This is a genomic window from Streptomyces sp. 8L (assembly GCF_020176795.1).
Lineage (GTDB): Bacteria > Actinomycetota > Actinomycetes > Streptomycetales > Streptomycetaceae > Streptomyces.
This window is the reverse complement of the sequence record NZ_JAIUKE010000203.1, coordinates 1-21,689: the sequence shown is the minus strand read 5'-3', so window position 1 is coordinate 21,689 and position 21,689 is coordinate 1. Positions and strand designations below refer to the sequence as shown.

The following is a 21,689-nucleotide window of genomic DNA, read 5'->3' as shown; positions in this document are numbered from 1 at the left end:
AGGACGTCGCGCGCGCGGCCCCGGTGCCCCGCCCGACCGGGGTGGCGGCGGCTGCGTTGCGGGGTTGTCCAGTCGCAGCTCGTAGTTGCCGGTCTCCGGGTTGAGGACCCACTGGTCGGCGGGATCGATCTCGCCCCGCCCACGGTTCTGTGCATCCACGGTTGCCTGAATCCTCCGTCGGTGCCACGTGGGGCGCCTCCCCTCAGGCGCCAGGTCATTCGATCCGGCGGCGCGCGGCAGGCGGCCGAATGCACCGGATCGCGTCACACTATCCGTCCACTTCACCGTCGAGCGACGTCAGTGCCGGACTCCCGCGTTCTTACAAGCGGGCAATACGCCCAATCCTCGTGAGCCTTGCGGCTCCCCGTCGTCACGGTTCACACACACGAGCCTCACTCGCACAGGCCGACACTCGCGTTGGTTCCCGTGTACGTCGGACCGGGTGTTGTGGTCGCCGTCCCGCCGGAAGCGGTGGGTGCTCCAGAGGTTGAGACGGTGCCACTGGGGCTCCGGTTCGGCGTGTCGCTTGATTTGCCGGAGTCTTTACCGCCATTCGCGGTCGCTGATCCGGCCGATCCGGTCGGTGATCCGGACGCCGAGCCGGTCGCTGATCCGGCCGTCGATCCCGACGTCGATCCGGCTGTCTTCCCGGCCGTCGCCCCGGACGGGGACGCCGACGACGTCGCGGAGGGCGACCCGCCGGGGGCCGTCGGAGAGCCCGACGCCCGCACCGTGACAGGGGCGTCGTCCCGCAACTGCCCGAAGAGCTGGTCCGCCTCCGGCTGCACCAGCTCGTCACGGTTGGGATCGGGTCCGTACGGCTGCTGCGGCACGGTCAGGAACTGCACCTTGTCGGACGGCACGTCCCGCATCGAGTGCGCGAGGTTGTAGAGATCTCGCAAACTGTCGAGCCCCGGGTCCGTGGTGATCGCCTTGGTGGCCGCGTCCAGCACCGGGTACAGCCGAGTCGGGTTCAGCAGCACGCCGTTGCTCTGCACTTTGGTGAACAGCGCGCCCAGGAAGCCCTGCTGGCGTGTGATGCGCCCCGTGTCACTGCCGTCGCCGAAACCGTGCCGCGCGCGGACGAAGCCGAGGGCCTGCTCACCGTTCACGGTCTGCTTGCCCGCCGGCAGCTTGAGGTGTGCGTCCTGGTCGTCCACCGGTTCCGCGAGACACACCTGCACACCGCCGACCGCGTTGACCATGTCCTTGAAGCCACTGAAGTCGATGACCATCTCGTGGTCGATCCGCACCCCGGTCAACTGCTCCACGGTGCGGGTCGTGCAGGCCGTACCACCGAACTCGAAGGCCCAGTTGAACTGCGCGAACTGTGCCTTCGTCGTCGAACCGCCGGGCTTGCCGCAACTCGGTATGTGCACCATCAGGTCGCGCGGTATCGACACGGCGGTCGCGCTCTTCCGGTCCGCGGCCAGATGCAGAAGGATCGTGGTGTCGGAGCGCGCCGTACCGCCCTCGTCGTGCCCGTACTTCGCGTTCCCCTTGCCCGAGCGGCTGTCCGACCCGATGAGCAGGATGTTCAGCGCGTCGAGCGCCACCGGGGTGGGGCGCTCCTTCTCGTACGTCTGCAACTGCGCGGCTGCGTTGGTGTCGATGGTGATGTTGGCGTCGAGCTTCTGGTAGAACCACCAGCCCGCACCGGCGGTGGCGAGCACCACGACACCGACACCGCCCGCGACCCACCGCAGCCACGTACGCCGCTTGCGCGGACGCGGAACCTTCCCAGGCGTCCCGGTGTGGCTGCCGCCACCACCCTTGCGTACGGCGGGAGTCGGCGCGGACCCGGCCGCGGCGGCCTCCGCGACGGCGCCGGTGTGGAGGGCGCCGCCGGTGTCCGAGTCCTGGCCCGCCTCCGCACCTGTTTCCGCGCCTGTCCCGGTGTCTGTCTCAGCGTCTGCGTCTGCGTCTGCGGTGGCGTTCGCGGTCGCGTCTGCGTTCGCGGTGGCGTTCGCGGTCGTGTCTGTTTCTGTGGCGTTGCCGACGGCCGGTTCGCCGGCGGCGTCCGTGGGGACGGGCCCGCTGTCGCTGTCGCCCGGGGTCGCGTCGCCGGGGGCGTGCGCGGCGTCGTCCACGGCGTCGTCCGCCGGTATGGCATCGATGTCAGAGCCCTCGGCGGAGCCGCTCTCCCGGCTCCCCGCGTCCTCCGGCCCCTGCGCGCGGGAGGCCGGGACCTGCCCGCCGTCGTCGCCGCCGCCTTCGCTGCCTATGCCGCCTGTGCCGCTTCCCACGGCGCCTCCGGCCCGCTCGGTCACGTCAGTGTCCGTCCTTCGATACTTCGGTGGCGTGAGGCGCCGCCGGTCCTACGAGTAGACGGCCGGAAAGGGCGGTTGGTTGCACGTTCGGGCGGATCGCCCCCTGTGGCAACGCCGTTGGCGTTCCCCGGCCGGGGGCCGGGACAACACAGCGCCACCGGGCGGCGACGGCACGTACGTGCGCACTCCGAAGCGCGCTCGGCGACGTCCGGGGCTCAGACGGCGCGGTCGGTGACCCGTTCGCTCGCCACGCGCTGGGCGAGGCCTTCGGCCGACAGCTTCTCCAGGTTCCGGCACAGCACCACGGAGCCGTCCGCCGCGAGCGGCGCGTACAGCCCGGCCGACAGCCCCTCCCACGTGTCGTACGGCAGCCCCGACAGCAGGCGGGAGCCCGGGGCGAGCCCGCGCCGCTCCGCGTCGGCGGCGGCGCGCTCCACGAGCGCGGTCGCCGTCAGCTCCGTGAGCCCCTTCCCGCCCGCGTCGCCGGGGACGCGCAGCGCGATCCCCGACGGGTCGACCGGCGCGTACGGTACGAACCGGTCGCCGTGCGAGGGAACCTCGACGGCGTAGTCGACGAAGCCCTCGGGCGGTTCGGGGAACCGGCCGCCGAGCGGGCGCAGCGCGAGCGCCACCCGCTCGCCGCCGCAGGCGCGCGCCACATCGAGGGTGTCAGGTCCGCTGACGACGACGTCCGCGTCCGCAGGATCGCCGCCGACCTCCGCCGTCACGCCGACCGACGCGCAGGCGAGCAGCCACACGGCGGTCTGCCAGTGCGCGGGCAGCAGCAGCGCGAGCCGGTCGCCGGGACCCGCCGACAGGTCGTCCTGGAGGAGGTTGGCCGTCTTGGCCACCCAGTTCGAGAAGGTCGCCACGGACAGCTCGACCCGTTCCCCGGTCGCGTCGTCGTAGAAGGTGACCAAGGGCCGGGCCGGGTCCGCGGCGAGCGCGGAGCGCAGCAGGTCCGCGGGGGTGCGTTCACTGGGGTTCACGCCCGACAGCGTACTTCGCCCGCCCCGAACGGCTGATCGTCTCATCGGCTGGTCCGGTGATCGTGCTGTCTGTTGATCGCCTGGTCCGCCGATCCGCCGATCCGCCGATCCGCCGATCCGTTGGTTCTGGCGTTCGCTGATCCGGCTGTCCGACGGTCCGGCTGTCCGCTGGTCCGGTCGTCCGCTGATCGAGACGTTCACCGGTCCGGCCGTCCGATGGTCCGCCAGTCCGTTGATGCGGTGATGCGGTGATCCGTTGTTCTGCTGGTCCACCGGTCGGCTGGTCCTCTGGTCCTCTGGTCCTCTCGTCCGGCGATCAGTCAGTCCGCTTGTCCGTTGGTCCGGTGATCCAGTGGTCCGGTGATCGGAATGCTGGGTACCGGTGTACGAATGGAACGCTCCAAGACAACGGCAACACATGGCAAACCCTCGCCGCGGCGAAGACCGCGGCGGGACGACGCCCCCGGCAGGAAGCAGAGACAACAGGTGACTGAGGCGATCCTCCTGGTCGGAGGCAAGGGCACCCGGCTGCGGCCGCTGACCGTGCACACGCCGAAACCGATGGTCCCGGCGGCCGGCGTGCCGTTCCTCACCCACCAGCTGGCCCGCGCGCGGGCGGCCGGAGTGGAGCACGTGGTACTCGCCACGTCCTATCTGGCCGAGGTGTTCGAACCGTACTTCGGCGACGGCGCCGCGCTCGGCCTGCGTCTGGAGTACGTGACGGAGGTCGAGCCGCTCGGTACGGGCGGCGCGATCCGCAATGTCGCGGAACGGCTGGACTCGCGCCCCGACGAGCCCGTACTGATCTTCAACGGGGACATCCTGACGGGCCTGGACATCCGGGCCCTGGTCGCTGAGCACCGCTCGGCCGGCGCGGACGTCTCGCTCCATCTGACCCGCGTCCAGGACCCGCGCGCCTTCGGCCTGGTACCGACCGACGGCACGGGCAGGGTGACGGCGTTCCTCGAAAAGCCCCAGACCCCGGAGGAGATCGTCACCGACCAGATCAACGCGGGCGCCTACGTCTTCAGGAGGTCCGTGATCGACGCGATCCCGGCCGGACGGCCGGTGTCCGTGGAGCGCGAGACGTTCCCCGGGCTCCTCGCCGACGGCGCCCATCTCCAGGGCATGGTCGACTCGACGTACTGGCTCGACCTCGGTACCCCTCAGGCGTTCATCAGGGGCTCTGCGGACCTCGTCCTCGGCCTTGCGCCCTCGCCCGCCGTCCCCGGGCGCTGCGGGGAAGCGCTGGTGCTCCCCTCGGCCGAGGTGGCGCCGGGCGCGAAGCTGACCGGCGGCACGGTGATCGGCGCGGGGGCCGTGATCGGCGAGGGCGCCGCCATCGAGGGTTCGACGGTCCTGGACGACGCGGTCGTCGGACCCGGCGCCGTCGTCACGGACTCGATGGTCGGCCGGGCGGCCCGCGTCGGCGCCCGTACCGTGCTGCGGGGCGCGGTCGTCGGCGACGGCGCGCGGGTGGGCGCGGACAACGAACTGCACGAAGGCGCCCGGATCTGGTGCGGGGCGTCGCTGCCGGACGCCGCGATCCGCTTCTCCTCCGACGCGTAAGGGTCGCCCCGCGGGCCACCTCCGGCCACCCCGTACGCTCGGTACGACCACCTGCCCCGTGTCACCTCTGGCCCGGGGCGCAACCTGTGGCCCGACGCGTCACCCGTGACCACGACGCCACAGGTGGCCAGGGCGTCACAGGCGACCACCATGCCACCGGTGGCTGCGACGCCACCGTGACCACGACACCGATCCCACCGCACCCGAGGACTGATGGCCGGCCGTTTCGCTCCCCGCCCGAGGTCGGTCGTCCGTGTCCGCGCCGCGGCCGGCCCCGGTGTCCGCCGGCGGTGGACACCGCCGGAGGGCCCCTACGACCTCGGCCTCGTGCTCGGGCCCCTGCGCAGGGGCCCGGCCGACCCGACGTTCCGTCAGACGCCGGACGGCGCGGTCTGGCGGGCCAGCAGGACCCCGGCGGGCCCGGCCACGGTCCGGCTCGTCCAGCGCGCGGACGACTCGGTCGAGGCGGAGGCCTGGGGTGCGGGGGCCGACTGGCTGCTCGGCCAACTCCCGCACATGCTGGGGGAGTCGGACGATCCGGCGGTCTTCGTGCCGCGCCACAGGGCGGTCCTCGCGGCGGGCCGCAGCCGCCCCGGGCTGCGGCTGTGCCGCACCGGTCTGGTACTGGAGTCGCTGATCCCGGCGGTGCTGGAGCAGAAGGTCACGACGATCGGCGCGTACCGCTCGTGGCGGACGCTCGTACGCAAGTACGGCGAACCCGCGCCGGGCCCCGCCGACGACCTCTACGTCATGCCGGACCCCCGGACGTGGGCCCGGATTCCGTCGTGGGAGTGGCACCGGGCGAACGTCGAGGAGAAGCGCTCGTCCACCATCCTGCGCGCCGTGCGTGTCGCGGCCCGCCTGGAGGAGGCGGCGGCGATGGAGCCGGAGGCCGCGCTGGAGCGGCTGTGCCTGATCGCGGGCATCGGCCCGTGGACGGCGGCGGAGGTGGTCCAGCGCACGAACGGCGCCGCCGACGCGGTGACGGTCGGGGACCTGCACCTGCCGGGCATCGTGGGCCACGTCCTGGCGGGCGAGCGCGACGCCGACGACGCCCGCATGCTGGAGCTCCTCGCGCCCTACGCGGGCCAGCGGCACCGCGCCGTACGCCTGATCCTGCTCAGCGGCCGGCTCCCGGCCCGCAGGGCGCCGCGCCAGGCGGTGGGCGACATCACACGGTGGTGAGAGCCTCCCGCCGCGACGACCCGGGACCCCAGCGCACCGGGAGTCCTGCGCGCCGGGGGCTCTGAGGACTGGGGGCTCTGAGGGCCGGGCCTCGTCCGGCAAAGAGCGCCGTCCGCCCTTCACCGCACCGTGACGAACTCCTCCACGGGGCGCTCCGGGCGCGGCGGGGCCGGGGACGCCGCACGGCCCACCGCGACGGCCCCCATCGGGTCCCAGCCGCCGGGCAGCGACAGCGCCTCCCGCACCACGTCGCGGCAGAACATCGTCGACGACACCCAGGCGGAGCCCAACTGCTCGCCCGCCAGTGCCACCAGGAAGTTCTGCACCCCCGCGCCCATCGCCACGACGAACATCTCGCGCTCCGCCGCGTCACGCCGCGGGTCGCCGTACGTGTGCGAGCCGTCCGTCACCAGGCACGGCACCACCAGGCAGGGCGCCCTGCGCAGCACATCGCCCCGCCGGACGCGCTTCGCCACGGACTCCTCCGACTTGCCGTCGCGCCGCAGGTCCCCGATCCAGGCGTCGCGCATCGCGTCGAGCAGCCGCGTCCGCGCCCGGTCCGACTCCAGCAGCACGAACCGCCAGGGCGTCGTGTGGTGCGGCGCGGGCGCGGTGACCGCCGCGGCGACCGCGCGCCGCACGGCGCCGGGGTCCACCGGGTCCGCCGTGAACTCCCGTACGGTACGGCGCAGCCCGACCGCTTCGCGGACCGCCTCCGAGGTACCGAGCCGGAACATGTCGTCGGCGGCGACCCGCACCAGCTCCCGCGCGCCCGACGCGCCCTCACCGGCGTCCGGAGAGGAGCCGGAGGCGGCATCCGGGGAGGCGTCCATGTCCACGAGATGGGCGAGCCCGCTGACGACGGCCACCGGCATCCCGGCGGCCTTGCCCTTCACCAGGTCGCCCGCCGACGCGAGTTCGTCCGCCAGCGCGACCACCGTCGCGGACATCAGATTCCCGTGCGCGTCCCGCTCGCCGCGCAGGTCCTCCAGGACCCGCACTCCGGCGGCGCCGATCGCGACGTCCGTCAGCCCGTTGCGCCAGGGGCGCCCGAACGTGTCGGTGACGATCACGCCCACCTCGACCCCGAGGTCCTGGCGCAGCCGCGCGCGGATCGCGCGCGCCGACGCGTCGGGGTCCTCCGGCAGCAGCAGCACCGTGCCCGCGGGGGTGTTCGACGCGTCGACGCCTGCCGCGGCCATGACGAGGCCCTGCCGGTTCTCCACGATCCGCAGCGTGCCCCGGCGCGCGACGACGCGCACCGTCTCCGCGTCGATCGCCGACTCCCGGTCGTCGGCCAGGACGATCCGCCCCTCGGCCTTGGAGACGATCTTCGACGTGACGAGCAGGATGTCGCCGTCGACGAGTCCGGGCCTGGCCGCGGCGGCGATCAGCTTCGCCAGGTCGTCGCCCTCACGCACCTCGGGGAACGCCGCGCCCAGCGCCCTCACCGTGTAGGCCGCCGGGCCCGGGACACCGTCGCTCACGCGCGTACCTCCCCGGCCAGTGCCAGCGCCTCGCGGGCCATCGCGGCCGTCGCCTCCAGGTCCGTCATCATCAGCGGCACGGCACGCGCGCGGATGCCCGCCGCCTCGATCTCCGGCACGGCCGCCGCGTCCACCGTGTCCACCAGCCAGCCGTCGAGCAGCCCCGACCCGTAGTGCCGGGCGACCGCCGACGCCGTCGACTCGACGCCGACCGCGGCCAGCACCTTGTCGGCCATCCCGCGCACGGGGGCGTCCCCGACGATGGGGGAGAGGCCGACCACCGGAACGCCCGCGTCCGCGATCGCCTCGCGGACACCGGGGACCGCGAGGATCGTGCCGATGCTGACGACCGGGTTGGACGGCGGGAAGAGGACGATGTCGGCAGCGGCGATGGCCTCCAGCACGCCGGGCGCGGGCTTCGCCCGGTCCGCGCCGACCGGCACGACGGCCTGCGCGTCCACGGACGCGCGCATCTTCACCCAGTACTCCTGGAAGTGCACGGCCTTGCGCTCCCCGTCGATGTCGACGGCGACATGCGTCTCCACGCGGTCGTCCGACATCGGCAGCAGCCGCACGCCGGGCTGCCAGCGGGCACACAGCGCCTCGGTGACCGCGCTGAGCGGGTAGCCCGCGCCGAGCATCTGCGTCCGGACGATGTGCGTGGCGAAGTCGCGGTCGCCGAGCCCGAACCACTCGGGCCCCACGCCGTACGCCGCGAGCTCGGACTTGACCGCGAACGTCTCGTCCGTACGCCCCCAGCCCTGCTCCTCGTTGATGCCCCCGCCGAGGGTGTACATCACCGTGTCGAGGTCCGGGCAGATCTTCAGCCCGAACAGATGGATGTCGTCTCCGGTGTTGCCGATCACCGTCACGTCCGCGTCCGGCGCGGCCTGCTTCAGGCCACGCAGGAAACGGGCGCCGCCGATGCCGCCGGCCAGAACCACAATGCGCATGCGCCAAGTGTGTCAGCCGGGTACGACAGCCTGCCCCGCGCCCGGCGCGACGGCTCCCGCCGGGGCCTGCGCTCCCGCCTCCGCCGCGGCGGCCGTATCCGCCCGCGCGCCGTGCCCGGCCGCGGGGAACGTCCGCATCGGCATCTCCGTCAGGCCCGGGTAGTAGACGTGCAGGCTCACGGCGGGTTCCAGCGACGCGTTGACCACCTCGTGCGCGTACCCCGGCGGGTACACGCGCTGCGTCCCGGCCGCGAGCGCGCGGTCCGCCCGCTCCGCCCGTCCGGCGCCCTCCGCGCGTTTCGTGCCTTCCGTACGCTCCGTCAGTTCACCCGCGAGGACGGTCAGGACGCCGGCCGAGCGACCGTGCCCGTGCGGTCCGCTGCCCTGTCCCGGCACCCAGGACAGGAGCCAGACCTCGTAGCCGGGACCGGTCCGCAGCCGGTGGTACCAGCGGCTGGCGGCGTCGTAGCGGACGAGGTGCTCCCACATGTCCCGGTCCGCCGCGATCGACCGCGCGAGACCGGCGAACTCCGCCACGGTCCCGGGGTGCTCACGCGGTGGCAGGAGCAGGTGCTCGACCTCGAAGAGATCTCCGGCGATCTGGAGGTCACTGTCGCTGTTCATTCGGTTGCGCGGTCCCTCGGTAAGGAATCGGTCAGAAGTTGTGCAGAAAATCGTCAGGGAAAGAAAGCGATTGCGGCGTTCGATTCCGCGTCCGAATTGCTCCGTGGATTACCGGCGGCGGACCGCCGTCTTGCCCGGCGTCACGGATTGCCGCCGCCTGCCGCCCGCCGCTGTTCCGCTGTTGTTCCGCTGTTGTTCCGGGTGCGGCGTCGTGCGGTGGCGTGCGGCGTCATGCGGTGTCCTGGTGCCGAGTGCGCCGACCCGTGCGTGTCCGCCGGGCCGCCGTGGGTGTCACCGTCCATGTCGCGACATTCCCCGCGATGCCGGTCGTCACCGTCGGGACCATGGATGGAGATCCCGTGAGGAGTGGCAGGAGCCGCGACGGGTGATGCGGCCCGGTCGGGGGCGCGTCAGGAGGTGGCGGCGGTCTCGGACTCGGGCGAGGGGAATCCTCGGTGTGCCGCTGTCAGCGGCCGGCGCGACGACCGCGGTGACGGTCGGTCGCCGGGGTGCCTCAGGAGCGGCGGAAACAGCCGGAAGTGGCACAACAACAGCTGACCTGGGCAGCACTGCGGTGTCCACGGACGTGGGTCGCGGGGCGCGAAAGGGTCGCTGGCATGACCCAAAGGTGGCGAATGGGCCGGGTCGATGTCAACTCGATGACCGGTTTGGCGGCATTTGTTCACCTTAACCGGTTGTTTCTTCCGGCCGGAGGTTTGCGTGTGTCCAGGTCGGGAGACATGGCGCAGGAACGGCGCACGTAAACCCTGCCGTGTATCCGTGACCGGGTTGTGATCCCGATCGCTTTGTCCCTCGGATTTCAACCGCGCGGGCGCGGGCCGCGTCTTTCTCAATGACTGGCCACGTCGGGAAGGGTGCGGGGGCAGGCCAGTGGCATGTGTCAGTTTTTTGGTGATTTGAACACTTTCCGCATAGCCTTGGTTCCGCAGAGTGAATACCGGGCCCAATAGCAGACCTCCGCTTGACGGCCCCGGAGCTACACACTTGTAATTTCACCCGTGTCGTTCGACCGGAAAAGGCCGTTCGGCCCTACCACGGGGACGCGAAGACAGACGAGGGGCGCACATGACCGAGCTGTTCCAGCAACTGCTGGTCGAGGACGCGGAAGAGGAACTCGGCTGGCAGGAGCGCGCCTTGTGCGCACAGACCGATCCCGAGTCCTTCTTCCCGGAGAAGGGCGGATCGACCCGCGAGGCCAAGAAGGTCTGCCTCGCCTGCGAAGTCCGCTCGGAATGCCTTGAGTACGCTCTCGCCAACGATGAAAGATTCGGCATCTGGGGCGGTTTGTCCGAGCGCGAACGCCGCCGCTTGAAGAAGGCAGCGATCTGAACTGCCGCAGCGCGCAGTCCGGAGGGCAGTCCCGCGGCCGGCCCGTACGGCGGTTCCACGCGGCGGGCGCACCCCGCTCGTACTGCCCTCGCGTCGACTGGGGACCGACGCGACCGCGCGGGCGACCTGAGCCCTCGGCACCTTCGAAGGCGGGCGGCGCCGTCGAACCGTGCGAGGCGACCGGGCGGTCGAGGTGACCGAGCGGTCGAGGTGACCGAGCGCTCGAAGCGGTCGGACGACCGGAGAGTGTGCCCTCGACCGCAGTAACGGCAGCCTGAATCGCCGCAGCCGCAGCCGCAGCCGCAGGCGCCGTCAGCGCCGCTGACGTACCGCCTCTGTCGGAATCGCCGCACCCGCACCCCCATCGGCCGCCGGCACGTTGACGTACCGCCTTCGCCGGGACGATCGGCCACCCGTACCGCCGCCGATGCCGCTGACGCCTCGCCCTCACCGCGGACGACCGTCACCGGCCCGCGCGTCCGGCGCATGACGGACTTCTCGCGCGTCACGCACCTTTCACGCACCACACGCGCATCACGCCTATCTCGCACATGCCCCATATGTCGCGCCGCTGCCGGCCCGCTCCCGAGGCCGCCCGTCCGGCCCACGGTCCGTCACCCGCCCCCACGGCGCGGCAGACGGACCGTCATCGTGAGCCGCGCCGCCCGTCCGCGCCCGGGGCTCCGTGCCCGTCCCGGCCCTCGCGGGCCCCCTCATCCGGCGCTCGGCGTCCCGCATTTGTCCCTACCGTTAGTGTGGTGGCCCGTCCCTGACGCTCAGCGCCCCCTGGAGGGCGGAACCCCCGGCCGGAGGGCCCTTCACCTCGATGTCCGCCACCACCGCAGCGTTCGTTCCCGCCACCGCGGGCGGTTTCGCGCCCGCCACGCCCCCCGAGTACCCGCGCCATGTGGTGACCGCGGTGCTCGTCTCGCACGACGGCGCGCGCTGGCTGCCCGACGCCCTCGCGGGCCTGGCCGGCCAGGAACGACCCGTACAGAACGTCGTCGCCGCCGACACCGGCAGCGCGGACAACTCCGCGCAGCTGCTGACCGAGGCGTTCGGCGACGAGCGCGTCCTGCACCTCGCCCGCAGGTCCGGATTCGGCACCGCCGTCGAGGAAGCCGTACGCACCGCGCCCGTCCTGACCCCCGACGACCTGCCCTACCTGCGGCGGCCGAACAGCTGGGACCCGGTCTCGCGCACCTGGCACGACGAGGCGTACGACATGCCGGAACTGCCGCACGGCGAACCGGTGCAGTGGCTCTGGTTCCTCCACGACGACTGCGCGCCCGCGCCCGACGCCCTCGCCGAACTGCTGCGCGTCGCGGACTCCGACGCCCACGCCGCCGTCGTCGGCCCCAAACTGCGCGGCTGGTACGACAGAAGACAGCTTCTGGAAGTCGGCGTCTCCATCGCCAACAGCGGCCGCCGCTGGACCGGACTCGACCGGCGCGAACAGGATCAGGGCCAGCACGACCAGGTCCGCACCGTCCTGTCCGTCTCCACCGCCGGCATGCTCGTGCGCCGCGACGTGTGGGAGGAACTGGGTGGCTTCGACCGGAGCCTGCCCCTCATGCGCGACGACGTCGACCTGTGCTGGCGCGCGCACGCGGCGGGCCACCGGGTGCTCGTCGCGCCCGACGCCGTCCTGCGGCACGCGGAAGCCGCCTCGCGCGAGCGCCGCACCGTCGACTGCGTGGGCCGCTCCGCCACCAACCCGCACCGCGTCGACAAGGCGGGTGCCGCCTACACGATGCTCGCCAACGCCCGGGGCGCCGCCCTCCCGTGGGTACTGCTGCGGCTCGTCGTCGGCACCCTCCTGCGGACCCTCGGCTACCTGCTCGCCAAAGCGCCGGGCCAGGCCGTGGACGAGGTCATGGGGCTGTCCGCCACCCTGCTGCGGCCCGGCAGGATCAGGGCGGGGCGGCGCGCGCGCGCCGGCTCCGCCGTCGACTTCGCCGAACTGCGGCCGCTGTTCCCGCCGCCGGGCGCCACCATCAGGGCCACCGTCGAACAGGCGGCGGCGAGCCTCGGCGCGGGCGGCGCGGCCGACTCCGAGACCGGCGGCTCGCGCCACGGCGTCGTGGAGTCGGGGCCCGGCGGCGAGGACGCCGACTACATGGAGATCGAGCAGTTCGCGCGGGTGAAGAAGCTCGCGCGAAAGCCCGGCCCCGTGCTCTTCGCGGTCCTGCTGGTCTTCTCGCTCGTCGCCTGCCGCGCCCTGCTCAGCGGCGGCTCCCTCGCGGGCGGCGCCCTGCTGCCGGCCCCGGAGCACCTCTTCGACCTGTGGGACCGGTACGCGGACTCCTGGCACGCGGTCGGCACAGGCGGCACCGAGACGGCGCCCCCCTACCTCGCGATCCTCGCCAGCCTCTCCGTGCTGTTCCTCGGCTCGACCGGGTTCGCGCTGACCGTGCTGCTGGTGTGCTCCGTGCCGCTCGCGGGCGTCAGCGCGTACTTCGCGTCCCGCTCCCTGGTCCCGTCCCGCCTGCTGCGGGCCTGGGCCGCCGTCGTCTACGCCTTCCTGCCCGCCGCGACCGGCGCGCTCGCGACGGGCCGCCTCGGCACCGCCGTCCTCGTGATCCTGCTGCCGGTCGCCGCGCGGGCCGCGGTCTCCGCGTACGGGCTGCGCGGCAGCGGACGCGGCACCTGGCGCGCGACCTGGGCGTACACCTTCCTGCTCACCGTCACGACCGCGTTCACGCCCGTCGTGTGGCCGCTCTCGCTGGTCCTCGGCCTCGGCGTGCTCGTCCTGCGCCGCCGCGAGTTCACCGCGTACGGGCTCCGCGTCCTGGCCGCGCTCGTCACGCCGATGGTGCTGCTCGCGCCGTGGTCGCTGACGCTGCTCACCAGCCCCCGCGACTTCCTGAGGGAAGCGGGCCTCGACTTCGGTACGGGCTCCGCGTCCGCGCTCGACCTGCTCGGGATGGACCCGGGCGGCCCCAAGGCCGTCGGCGGCGTCGTGATGATCGGCGTCGTCCTCGCGGGGCTCGCCGCCCTGCTGCGTACGGAACGGGCCTTCGCCGTACGGACCGCGTGGGTCGCAGCCGTCGTGGCGCTCGTCTTCGCCGTCGCCACCAACCACTCCGGCTGGGCCGGGCCCGCGACGCTCGTCTACGCGGTCGCGCTGCTCGCCGCGGGACTCGTGGGCGCGGACGGGGCGCGGCTGCGGGTCGCCGAGATGAGCTTCGGCTGGCGGCAGCCGACCGCCGCGCTCATCGCCGTCCTGGCCGGGATCGCGCCCCTCGTGGCCGCGTTCAGCTGGATGATCACCGGCGCGGCCGGGCCGCTGGAGCGCACGGACGCCACCCAGGTGCCCGCGTTCGTCGCCGAGGAGTCCACCACCTCCGACCAGCCGCGCACGCTCGTGCTGAGCGGCACCTCACCGGGCTCGGTCGCGTACAGCCTGGTACGCGGCGAGGGCGCGAGGCTCGGCGACGGCGAGCTGACGAGGGCGGCGGGCGACGATCCGAAGCTCGACAAGGTCGTCGCGAACCTCGTCGCCGGCTCCGGCGCCGACCAGACCACCCAGCTGCGCGGGTTCGCCATCCGCTACGTCCTCCTGAGGGACGGCGCCCCGCACGACATGAGCCGCGTCCTCGACGCCACCCCCGGCCTGAGCAGGCTCAGCCAGCTGGACGGCAGCGAGCTGTGGCGGATCGACCAGCAGGTGTCCCGCGTCATGATCGTCCCGCCGGCCGAAGGCGGGTCCGCCGCCGACACGGGCAGCACGGCGCCACCGGTCTCCGTGGCCGCCTCGTCGGTCGGCGCGCACACCAGGATTCCCGCCGGTCGGGCGGGCCGCGTCCTGCGGATCGCCGACAGCGCCTCGGACGGCTGGCAGGCGACCCTCGACGGCAAGCCGCTGACCAGGACCACCGTCGACGGCTGGGCGCAGGGCTTCCAACTGCCCGCGAACGGCGGCACCCTCGACCTCGCCTACGACGAGCCGATCACCCACACCGCGTGGGTGTGGTTCCAGGGTCTGCTCGGCCTCGTACTGCTCGTCCTCGCCCTGCCGGGCGGACGGCGCAACGTCGACGACGACCTGCCGGAGGAGGCGCTGGCCGCCGTTCCGCCGGAGGCACTCGAGGGGGAGGGCCGCAGGGCGCGCAGGCTGCGCGCGGCGGCCGAGGCCGAAGCGGCGGCAGCCGAGGCGGAGGCCGCGTCGGCCGCCGGCCGCACCGGCGGCGGCTACGGGACCGAGGACCCCTACGAGGCACCGGGGACGGCCGACCAGTACGGAACGGGCGCCTACGGCACCTCCGGCCACGGCACGGGCGAGCAGCCCGTGACCGGCGCCTACGAGGACGGGGACGGCGAGGAGACGGACGTCTTCACCCCGCACCACCCGGCCGAGGACGCGCCCGCCCGGGAACAGGGCTTCCCCGAAGGGGACGCACAGGACCTGGACGCGGCGGCCCACGAAGCACAGGACCAGGACGTGCAGGACCCTCAGAACGTCCAGGATGCCCACGACCCGGGCGCGCAGGGCCAGTACGGGGCGATTCCGCACCAGCAGCAGCCCTATCCCGAGTGGGACACGGCAGCCGACGGCGCCTACACCGCGGAGGGCTACCCGCAGCAGGCCGGTTATCCGCAGCAGTACGGCGACGCGTCCGGCTACCAGGACGGCTCCTACGCGGACCAGCAGCAGTACGGCGACCAGCAGCAGTACGGGGATCAGCACGGGTACGGCGACCAGCGGCAGTACGGGGACCAGCAGTACGCACAGCAGCCCTACGCGCAGCAGCAGTGGGGGTACGGCGCCTACCAGGACCCGGCGCAGCAGGGCGGCGCGTACGACCCGGCGCAGTACGACCCCGCCCAGTACGACCAGTACGACCAGTACGGCGGCTACGGCACCCAGCAGGAACAGCAACAGCAGCAGCAGCAACTGCCGCACCAGCAGCAGGGCCAGGACGATCCGAACCAGCAGTACGCCGGGGACCAGAGCCAGGACCAGGGCCAGGGCGGCGACCGGCGACCGCAGCACCCGGACGGGAGCAGCAACCAGTGAACCGTACGATTCTCTCCCTGGGCGCGGCCGTGGTCGCCCTCGTGGCGGTCACCGGGGTCGCCTCGGTCGCCTCTGGCGACGGCGGGTCCGGCGACGCGTCGGGGGCGCCGGCCGCCGAGCGACTGCCGGTCGAAAGGTCGAACGGGCTGTGCCCCTCGCCCGGCGACTCCCAGACCGCCGAGACGACCTACACGTCGTTCACGCCGAAAGGGACCGCGGCGACGTCCGGCGACGACAGCGCGGCCGCCCTCGTACCCGCGGGCTCAGGCACCGCACCCGACGGCACGGCGTCCGGCTCGCCCTCGGGCAAGGCCGACGACGGCAAAACCAGCAAGACAGGCACGACGGGCAAGACGAGCAAGACGGATAAGTCGGGCAAGGACGACAAGAGCGGCAAGGGCGCCACCGACGGCAAGGGAGGCACGTCCACTTCGCCGTCGGCCTCGTCCTCGGCGGAGCCCGCGCAGAAGCCGGTGCTCTCCCTGAAGCAGCCGGGCACGCCCGCCACCGCGACCGCGGACGACGATCCGACCGCGCTCGTCGGCACCGCCACCGGCGCCCTCGCCCCGGGCTGGACCACCCAGGAGACCAGCAGCGACGACGTCGGCGACGGCCGTGGCCTGGCCGGCCTCACCTGTACCGCAGCGGACACCGACTTCTGGCTGCCCGGCGCGAGCACCGCGAAGAACCGCGAGGACTACGTCCACCTCACCAACCCGGACGACTCGGCGGCCGTCGTCGACCTCCAGCTCTACGGGAAGAACGGCGTCCTCAAGTCCGACACCGGCGACGGCCTGACCGTGCCGGCCCGCTCCAGCGTTCCGGTCCTGCTGTCCACGCTGACGTCGAGCGCGGAGGAGGACGTGACCGTCCACGTGACGACTCGCAGCGGCCGGGTCGGTGCCGCCCTGCGCGCCTCCGACAGCGCGACGGGCGGCGACTGGCTCGCCCCGTCCACCGACCCCTCACCCTCCCTCGTCATGCCGGGCATCCCCGCGGACGCGACGGACGTACGGCTCGTGGCCTTCGCGCCCGGACAGAACGACGCCGACCTCAACATCAAACTGATCGGACCGACCGGCGGCATCGTCCCGGCCGGACACGAGTCGCTGCACGTCAAGTCAGGGATGACGGCCTCCGTCGACCTGGCGGACGTGACCCGCGGCGAGGCCGGCTCCCTGAGTCTCAGCCCTTCCTCAAGTGGCGGGAAGACGCCCGTCGTCGCCGCGCTCCAGGTCGTCCGCGGCAAGGGGGACGACAAGGAGATGGCGTTCATCCCGGCGACGGCCCCCGTCTCGGCGCGCGCCACGGTCGCGGACAACCGGGCGAAGGGCTCCACCCTGTCGCTGGCGGCACCGGGCGCGGCGGCGCAGGTGCAGGTCACGGCGTCGGCGGGCTCGCAGGGAGGCACGGCGACGCAGAAGACGTACACCGTCAAGGCGGGCACCACCCTGGCGGTCACCCCGCCCGTCCCCGACGGGCTGAAGGGCTCGTACGCGCTGACGGTGGAGCCCCGGTCGGGCGGCCCGGTCTACGCGGCCCGGACGCTGGCGCTGCCCGAGGACGGCATCCCGATGTTCACGGTCCAGACGCTGCCCGACGACCGGGGCACGGTGTCGGTACCGCGGGCGAGCCAGGATCTGTCGATCCTCAAGGAAGACGACTGACGGTGACGGACGACGACGGACGACCACGGACGGCGACGCGACACAGGCGGAGAGGGACGGGGACCGCTGACGGCGGGGCGATCGCTGACGAGAACAGATGACGACCGCCGACCGCCGACCGCGCGCGGCGGCGCCGGCCCGTGCTGTCTACTCCTGCCCGTACCGCGGGTCCACGGACTCCGGCGCGAGGCCCAGCAGCTCGGCGACCTGCTCCACCACGACCTCGTGGACGAGCAGCGCCCGTTCGTCGCGGTTCTTCGTCCTGATCTCCACCGGCCGCCGGTAGACCAGGATGCGAGCGGGCTGCTGCTTGCCGGCCGGCACCGACCGGCCGAGCGGCACTGTCTCCTCCTCGGTCCCCGGCACGTCCATGACCATGAACTCCACGTCGGCCAGCTGGGGCCAGCGGCGCTCCAGCCGGTCGACGGAGTCCCGCACCAGGTCCTGGAAGATCTCGGCGCGGCTGGCGGAGAGCGGCACCTGGGGCGGCGCGACGGGGCCGCGCATCCCGCGGCCGTGGCGGTCGCGGCGGCGTGGCCTCGGCTCTGCCGGGTGCTGCGGCGGTACGGAGCTGTCCATCACTGACGCAGCGTACTTCGGTGCGCCCGGCCGAGGACGGTACCGGCCGCCGCCCGGGCGTATGCGGCGCGCCCGGGCGACCGCTCAGGGTTCCCCAGGCCTGACAGAGAGTCAGCTGTGCCGGATCTCACAGGGCGACACGGGCGGGTGACGTGCAGCTGAGTCGTCGCGGCCCGCTCAAGAGTGCGGTACCGTCCAACATCGTGAGCCCTGTACGTCGCTGTTCGCGCACCGCTTGCGGCCGCCCTGCCGTCGCGACGCTGACGTACGTCTATGCCGACTCCACCGCCGTCCTCGGCCCGCTCGCCACCTACGCGGAACCCCACTGCTACGACCTGTGCGCGGAGCACGGCGCGCGCCTCACGGCGCCGCGCGGCTGGGAAGTCGTACGGCTGACGGACGCCTCGGCCCCCTCCAGCCCCAGCGGCGACGATCTGGAAGCCCTGGCGAACGCGGTACGCGAGGCGGCCCGGCCCCAGGAGCGCACGGCGCAGGCGGGCGGCAAGGGCGCCCCGGGCGCCGACCCGGTCGAGGTGGGCCGCAGAGGCCATCTGAGGGTCCTGCGCAGCCCCGAGTCCTGAGTCCCCACCCGGCCCGGCCCCCGCGCGACGGCCGAGGACCGGCGGTGGGCAGGCCGTGAGCAGGCCGGAACCCGACCGGGAGCAGGCCGACGGTACGGTAAGCCGATCCCGACTGCCCGACTGCCCGACTGCCCGACTGCCCGACTGCCCGACTGCCCGACTGCCCGACTGCCCGACTGCCCGACTGCCCGTCCGAACGACTCAGGAGACACCTGGTGGCTGATGCGGATCTGTCCCAGCTGGTGAAGGCGTACGACGTACGCGGGGTGTACCCGGACCAGCTCGACGAGGGGCTGGCGGAACTCTTCGGGGCGGCGTTCGCCGAGGTGACCGAGGCGCGCGAGATCGTCGTCGGCCACGACATGCGCCCGTCGTCACCGGCGCTCGCGGACAGCTTCGCCCGGGGCGCCACGGCGCGCGGCGCTGACGCCACGCTCATCGGCCTGTGCTCGACGGACCAGCTGTACTACGCGTCGGGCGCGCTGGACCTGCCGGGCGCCATGTTCACCGCGTCGCACAACCCCGCGCGCTACAACGGCATCAAGATGTGCCGGGCCGGCGCCGCACCGGTCGGCCAGGACACGGGCCTGCGGGAGATCAGCGCCCGGGTCGCGGAGACCCTCGCCACCGGCCTGCCGGGCTCGCGGGCCGGCCGGATCGCGAGGAAGGACACCCTCGCGCCGTACGCCGCGTACCTGCGCGGCCTGGTCGACCTGACGGCGATCCGCCGCCTGAAGGTCGTGGTCGACGCGGGCAACGGCATGGCGGGCCACACGGTGCCGACGGTCTTCGAGGGCCTGCCGCTCGACCTGGTGCCGATGTACTTCGAACTCGACGGCACGTTCCCGAACCACGAGGCGAACCCGCTCGATCCGAAGAACCTCAGGGACCTCCAGGCCCGGGTCCTCGCGGAGGGCGCCGACCTCGGGCTCGCGTTCGACGGCGACGCGGACCGCTGCTTCGTGGTCGACGAGCGCGGCGAGGGCGTGCCGCCGTCGGCGGTGACCGCGCTCGTCGCGGCCCGCGAGCTGGCGAAGCGGCCGGGCTCGACCGTCATCCACAACCTGATCACGTCGTGGTCCGTGCCGGAGGTCGTCCGCGAGAACGGCGGCGTCCCGGTCCGCACGCGCGTGGGCCACTCGTTCATCAAGCAGGAGATGGCCCGCACGGGCGCGATCTTCGGCGGCGAACACTCGGCGCACTACTACTTCAGGGACTTCTGGAACGCCGATACGGGCATGCTGGCCGCCCTGCACGTCCTGGCCGCCCTCGGTGGCGGCGAGGTGCCGCTCTCGTCCCTGCTGAGCGCGTACGAGCGGTACAGCGGCTCCGGCGAGATCAACTCCACCGTCACGGACCAGCGCGCGCGGATGGAAGCGGTACGCGAGGCGTACGCGGGGCGGGACGACGTGGCGTTCGACGACCTGGACGGCCTGACCGTCACCACGAAGGACTGGTGGCTGAACGTCCGCCCGTCGAACACGGAGCCGCTGCTGCGGCTGAACGTGGAGGCAAGGGACGCGGAGACCATGGCGGCGGTCAGGGACGAGACGCTGAAGACGATCAGGGCGGAGTAAACCGCAGTCACGGCCACGGCCGCAGTCACGGCCGCCCGGCCGGTCGGTGGGCGCCCGCCGTGCCCTGTCCGTCGGTCGTCGCCGGTCGGTCGTGCCCGGTCCGTCGGTCGCGCCCGGTCCGTTCGTACCGCGCCGAGGACTCCGAGGCCACCGGCGGTACGCTGACGTGGCCAGCCACCCAGCCCGAAGGGACCCCCACTCATGCCGCTCGAAGCCGGCCTCCTGGAGATCCTCGCCTGCCCGGCCTGCCACGCGCCGCTCGACGACCGGACCGCGGCGGACACCCCCGAGCTCGTCTGCACGAGCCAGGACTGCGGCCTCGCCTACCCGGTGCGCGACGAGATCCCCGTACTGCTCGTGGACGAGGCCCGCCGCCCGGCGTAGACGCGCTGACGCGTACAGACGACCCGGAGGCCCACACCATGCTCGACGAGTCGATGCTCGACGCCCCGGACGCCCTGGCCCGCACCGACCACCGCGGTCTGCTGCGCGGCGCCGCCGAGGCGGGCGCACGCGTACGGACGGCGCTGCGCAACGCGGACGAGGCCGGGGTCGGTGGCCTCAACCCCGAGGGCCGTCCCCGTTCCGTCATGGTCGCGGGGTCGGGCGCCGCCGCGACCGCCGTCGCCGACCTCGTCGGCGCGCTCGCAGGAACGGTCGCGCCCGTCACCCGCCTGCGTCCCACCGGCGTCACGGCCGAGGCCGGCGCCCTGCGCTGGTCGCTGCCCGGCTGGACCGGCGCCGTCGACCTGCTGCTCCTGGTCACCACCGACGGCACCGAGCCCGGCCTCGGCCTGCTCGCGGAGCAGGCGTACCGGCGGGGATGCACCGTCGTCGCCGTGGCGCCCGGCGGGTCCCTCCTGACGGAGACCGTCGACGGCGTCCGCGGCCTGCTCGTACCGATGGCCGCGGCGCCGTGGCAGCGGCAGGAGTCCCCCTACGAGCGCCCGTCCGAGGACGCGTCGCGGACGGTCCCCGCGAGCCCGGGCGCGCTCTGGGCGCTGTTCACCCCGCTCCTCGTGCTCCTCGACCGCATCGGCCTGGTCACCGCGCCCACCGAGACGCTCAACGGCCTCGCGGACCGCCTCGACCGCGTCGCCGAGCGGTGCGGCCCCGCGATCGCCACGTACAGCAACCCCGCCAAGACGCTCGCCGCGGAACTCGCGGAAACGCTGCCGCTGATCTGGACGGAAGGCACGGCGGCGGCCCCCGTGGGACGCCGCTTCGCCACCGTGCTCGCCGAGCTGACGGGCAGGCCGGCGCTCGCCGCGGAACTGCCCGAGGCGCTGTCGGCGCACGGCGCCCTGCTGCGCGGCGTGTTCGCGGGCGGCGCGGACCCGGACGACTTCTTCCGCGACCGCGTGGAGGACCCGGAGGCGCTGCGGGCCCGCGTCGTTCTGCTCCGGGACCGCCCCGGAGGCGGCCTCTCGGCCGCGCCCGCCGCGCGCGAGGCGGCGCACGCCCACGACACGCCCCTCAGCGAACTGGAGCCGGAGGCGGAGAGCGAACTCGAAGCTCTCGCGGAACTCGTCGCCGTCACCGACTTCACGGCGGCATACCTGGCACTCGCGACACCCCTGACACGTCCGTAGCCCCCATGGCCGACCGGGCCGCCGCCCGCGCGGAGGCGGGCCGGTCCACCCGTCAGGAAGCCCGACGACGCTGTCGGACACCGAGCGGCCGGGCCGCACCCGGTGGGACTCGGGCAGGGTCGCCCGGGGCCGGACGGCCCAGCCCGGAAGCACCGAACGCCCGCCGCCGAACGCCCCAGCACCACATGCCCCGCCACCGAACGCCCGCCGCCGCCCGCCCCGCCACCGAACGCCCCACCACCAAAT

Annotated in this window: 16 protein-coding genes; 9 read left to right on the top strand and 7 right to left on the bottom strand. The window is 73.4% G+C overall.

All coding sequences use genetic code 11. The features are described 5' to 3' along the window. Positions 1-392: 392 nt before the first annotated feature. Together LCE31_RS18335 and LCE31_RS18330 are read right to left on the bottom strand one after the other, a co-directional pair. The gene (locus tag LCE31_RS18335; RefSeq protein ID WP_441349416.1) at positions 393-2,108 is read right to left on the bottom strand and encodes an LCP family protein; all 1,716 of its coding nucleotides are present in this window, start codon (positions 2,106-2,108) and stop codon (positions 393-395) included. A 377-nt stretch (positions 2,109-2,485) separates the two neighbouring features. Beyond that, the gene (locus LCE31_RS18330; protein ID WP_225015479.1) at positions 2,486-3,259 is read right to left on the bottom strand and encodes a TIGR03089 family protein; all 774 of its coding nucleotides are present in this window, start codon (positions 3,257-3,259) and stop codon (positions 2,486-2,488) included. 486 nt (positions 3,260-3,745) lie between these two features. On the opposite strand from LCE31_RS18330, the gene LCE31_RS18325 reads away from it, so the two are divergent. Both LCE31_RS18325 and LCE31_RS18320 read left to right on the top strand, forming a co-directional pair. After that, the gene (locus tag LCE31_RS18325) at positions 3,746-4,828 is read left to right on the top strand and encodes a nucleotidyltransferase family protein (RefSeq protein WP_225015478.1); all 1,083 of its coding nucleotides are present in this window, start codon (positions 3,746-3,748) and stop codon (positions 4,826-4,828) included. Between the two features lie 213 nt (positions 4,829-5,041). Beyond that, positions 5,042-6,013: a DNA-3-methyladenine glycosylase family protein gene (locus tag LCE31_RS18320; protein WP_225015477.1), complete on the top strand. Its 972-nt coding sequence runs from the start codon at positions 5,042-5,044 to the stop codon at positions 6,011-6,013. Between the two features lie 119 nt (positions 6,014-6,132). On the opposite strand, the gene LCE31_RS18315 is transcribed toward LCE31_RS18320, so the two are convergent. The 4 genes from LCE31_RS18315 to LCE31_RS18300 all read right to left on the bottom strand — a co-directional run bounded on the left by LCE31_RS18315 (position 6,133) and on the right by LCE31_RS18300 (position 9,379). Further along, positions 6,133-7,500, bottom strand: a complete 1,368-nt coding sequence (locus LCE31_RS18315; protein WP_225015476.1) for a coenzyme F420-0:L-glutamate ligase — start codon at positions 7,498-7,500, stop codon at positions 6,133-6,135. Then, entirely contained in the window at positions 7,497-8,453 is a 957-nt protein-coding gene (gene cofD, locus LCE31_RS18310) for a 2-phospho-L-lactate transferase (RefSeq protein ID WP_225015474.1), read from the bottom strand. Before cofD ends, LCE31_RS18315 begins: the two co-directional genes overlap by 4 nt. Before the next feature lie 12 nt (positions 8,454-8,465). Continuing rightward, complete coding sequence (locus LCE31_RS18305) at positions 8,466-9,077, bottom strand: cysteine dioxygenase (protein ID WP_225015472.1); 612 nt, start codon at positions 9,075-9,077, stop codon at positions 8,466-8,468. 140 nt (positions 9,078-9,217) lie between these two features. Further along, positions 9,218-9,379 (bottom strand): hypothetical protein, encoded by a 162-nt coding sequence (locus LCE31_RS18300; protein ID WP_225015470.1) that lies wholly within the window; start codon positions 9,377-9,379, stop codon positions 9,218-9,220. 784 nt (positions 9,380-10,163) lie between these two features. Between LCE31_RS18300 and LCE31_RS18295 the strand changes: the two genes are divergently transcribed. The 3 genes from LCE31_RS18295 (at position 10,164) to LCE31_RS18285 (ending at position 17,114) form a co-directional block, all read left to right on the top strand. Beyond that, positions 10,164-10,427 (top strand): WhiB family transcriptional regulator, encoded by a 264-nt coding sequence (locus LCE31_RS18295; protein ID WP_030742398.1) that lies wholly within the window; start codon positions 10,164-10,166, stop codon positions 10,425-10,427. 826 nt (positions 10,428-11,253) lie between these two features. Then, positions 11,254-15,447, top strand: coding sequence for a glycosyltransferase family 2 protein (locus LCE31_RS18290; RefSeq protein ID WP_225015468.1), 4,194 nt, complete (start codon positions 11,254-11,256; stop codon positions 15,445-15,447). Then, a complete protein-coding gene (locus tag LCE31_RS18285) occupies positions 15,444-17,114 on the top strand; it encodes a DUF5719 family protein (RefSeq protein ID WP_225015465.1) in 1,671 nt (556 codons plus the stop codon). The genes LCE31_RS18290 and LCE31_RS18285 overlap by 4 nt, the downstream gene beginning before the upstream one ends. A gap of 147 nt (positions 17,115-17,261) precedes the next feature. On the opposite strand, the gene LCE31_RS18280 is transcribed toward LCE31_RS18285, so the two are convergent. Then, a complete protein-coding gene (locus LCE31_RS18280) occupies positions 17,262-17,693 on the bottom strand; it encodes a metallopeptidase family protein (RefSeq protein WP_225015481.1) in 432 nt (143 codons plus the stop codon). A gap of 158 nt (positions 17,694-17,851) precedes the next feature. Here LCE31_RS18280 and LCE31_RS18275 point away from each other — a divergent pair, with 158 nt between their 5' ends. From LCE31_RS18275 to LCE31_RS18260, 4 genes are all read left to right on the top strand, one after another. Continuing rightward, positions 17,852-18,274, top strand: coding sequence for a DUF3499 domain-containing protein (locus tag LCE31_RS18275; protein ID WP_263632003.1), 423 nt, complete (start codon positions 17,852-17,854; stop codon positions 18,272-18,274). A gap of 215 nt (positions 18,275-18,489) precedes the next feature. After that, positions 18,490-19,851 carry a phosphomannomutase/phosphoglucomutase gene (locus LCE31_RS18270; protein ID WP_225015462.1) on the top strand — a complete coding sequence of 454 codons (1,362 nt, stop codon included), beginning with the start codon at positions 18,490-18,492 and terminating at the stop codon, positions 19,849-19,851. A gap of 201 nt (positions 19,852-20,052) precedes the next feature. After that, positions 20,053-20,235 carry a Trm112 family protein gene (locus tag LCE31_RS18265; protein ID WP_225015460.1) on the top strand — a complete coding sequence of 61 codons (183 nt, stop codon included), beginning with the start codon at positions 20,053-20,055 and terminating at the stop codon, positions 20,233-20,235. Between the two features lie 38 nt (positions 20,236-20,273). Next, positions 20,274-21,443, top strand: a complete 1,170-nt coding sequence (locus tag LCE31_RS18260) for an SIS domain-containing protein (protein ID WP_225015458.1) — start codon at positions 20,274-20,276, stop codon at positions 21,441-21,443. Positions 21,444-21,689 lie beyond the last annotated feature (246 nt).

Excerpts from the sequence above, each read along its gene's own strand:
- LCE31_RS18320 (WP_225015477.1), top strand. The coding sequence starts at position 5,042 with ATGGCCGGCCGTTTCGCTCCCCGCCCGAGGTCGGTCGTCCGTGTCCGC.
- cofD (WP_225015474.1), bottom strand. The coding sequence starts at position 8,453 with ATGCGCATTGTGGTTCTGGCCGGCGGCATCGGCGGCGCCCGTTTCCTG.
- LCE31_RS18305 (WP_225015472.1), bottom strand. The coding sequence starts at position 9,077 with ATGAACAGCGACAGTGACCTCCAGATCGCCGGAGATCTCTTCGAGGTC.
- LCE31_RS18300 (WP_225015470.1), bottom strand. The coding sequence starts at position 9,379 with ATGGACGGTGACACCCACGGCGGCCCGGCGGACACGCACGGGTCGGCG.
- LCE31_RS18295 (WP_030742398.1), top strand. The coding sequence starts at position 10,164 with ATGACCGAGCTGTTCCAGCAACTGCTGGTCGAGGACGCGGAAGAGGAA.
- LCE31_RS18290 (WP_225015468.1), top strand. The coding sequence starts at position 11,254 with ATGTCCGCCACCACCGCAGCGTTCGTTCCCGCCACCGCGGGCGGTTTC.
- LCE31_RS18280 (WP_225015481.1), bottom strand. The coding sequence starts at position 17,693 with ATGGACAGCTCCGTACCGCCGCAGCACCCGGCAGAGCCGAGGCCACGC.
- LCE31_RS18265 (WP_225015460.1), top strand. The coding sequence starts at position 20,053 with ATGCCGCTCGAAGCCGGCCTCCTGGAGATCCTCGCCTGCCCGGCCTGC.
- LCE31_RS18260 (WP_225015458.1), top strand. The coding sequence starts at position 20,274 with ATGCTCGACGAGTCGATGCTCGACGCCCCGGACGCCCTGGCCCGCACC.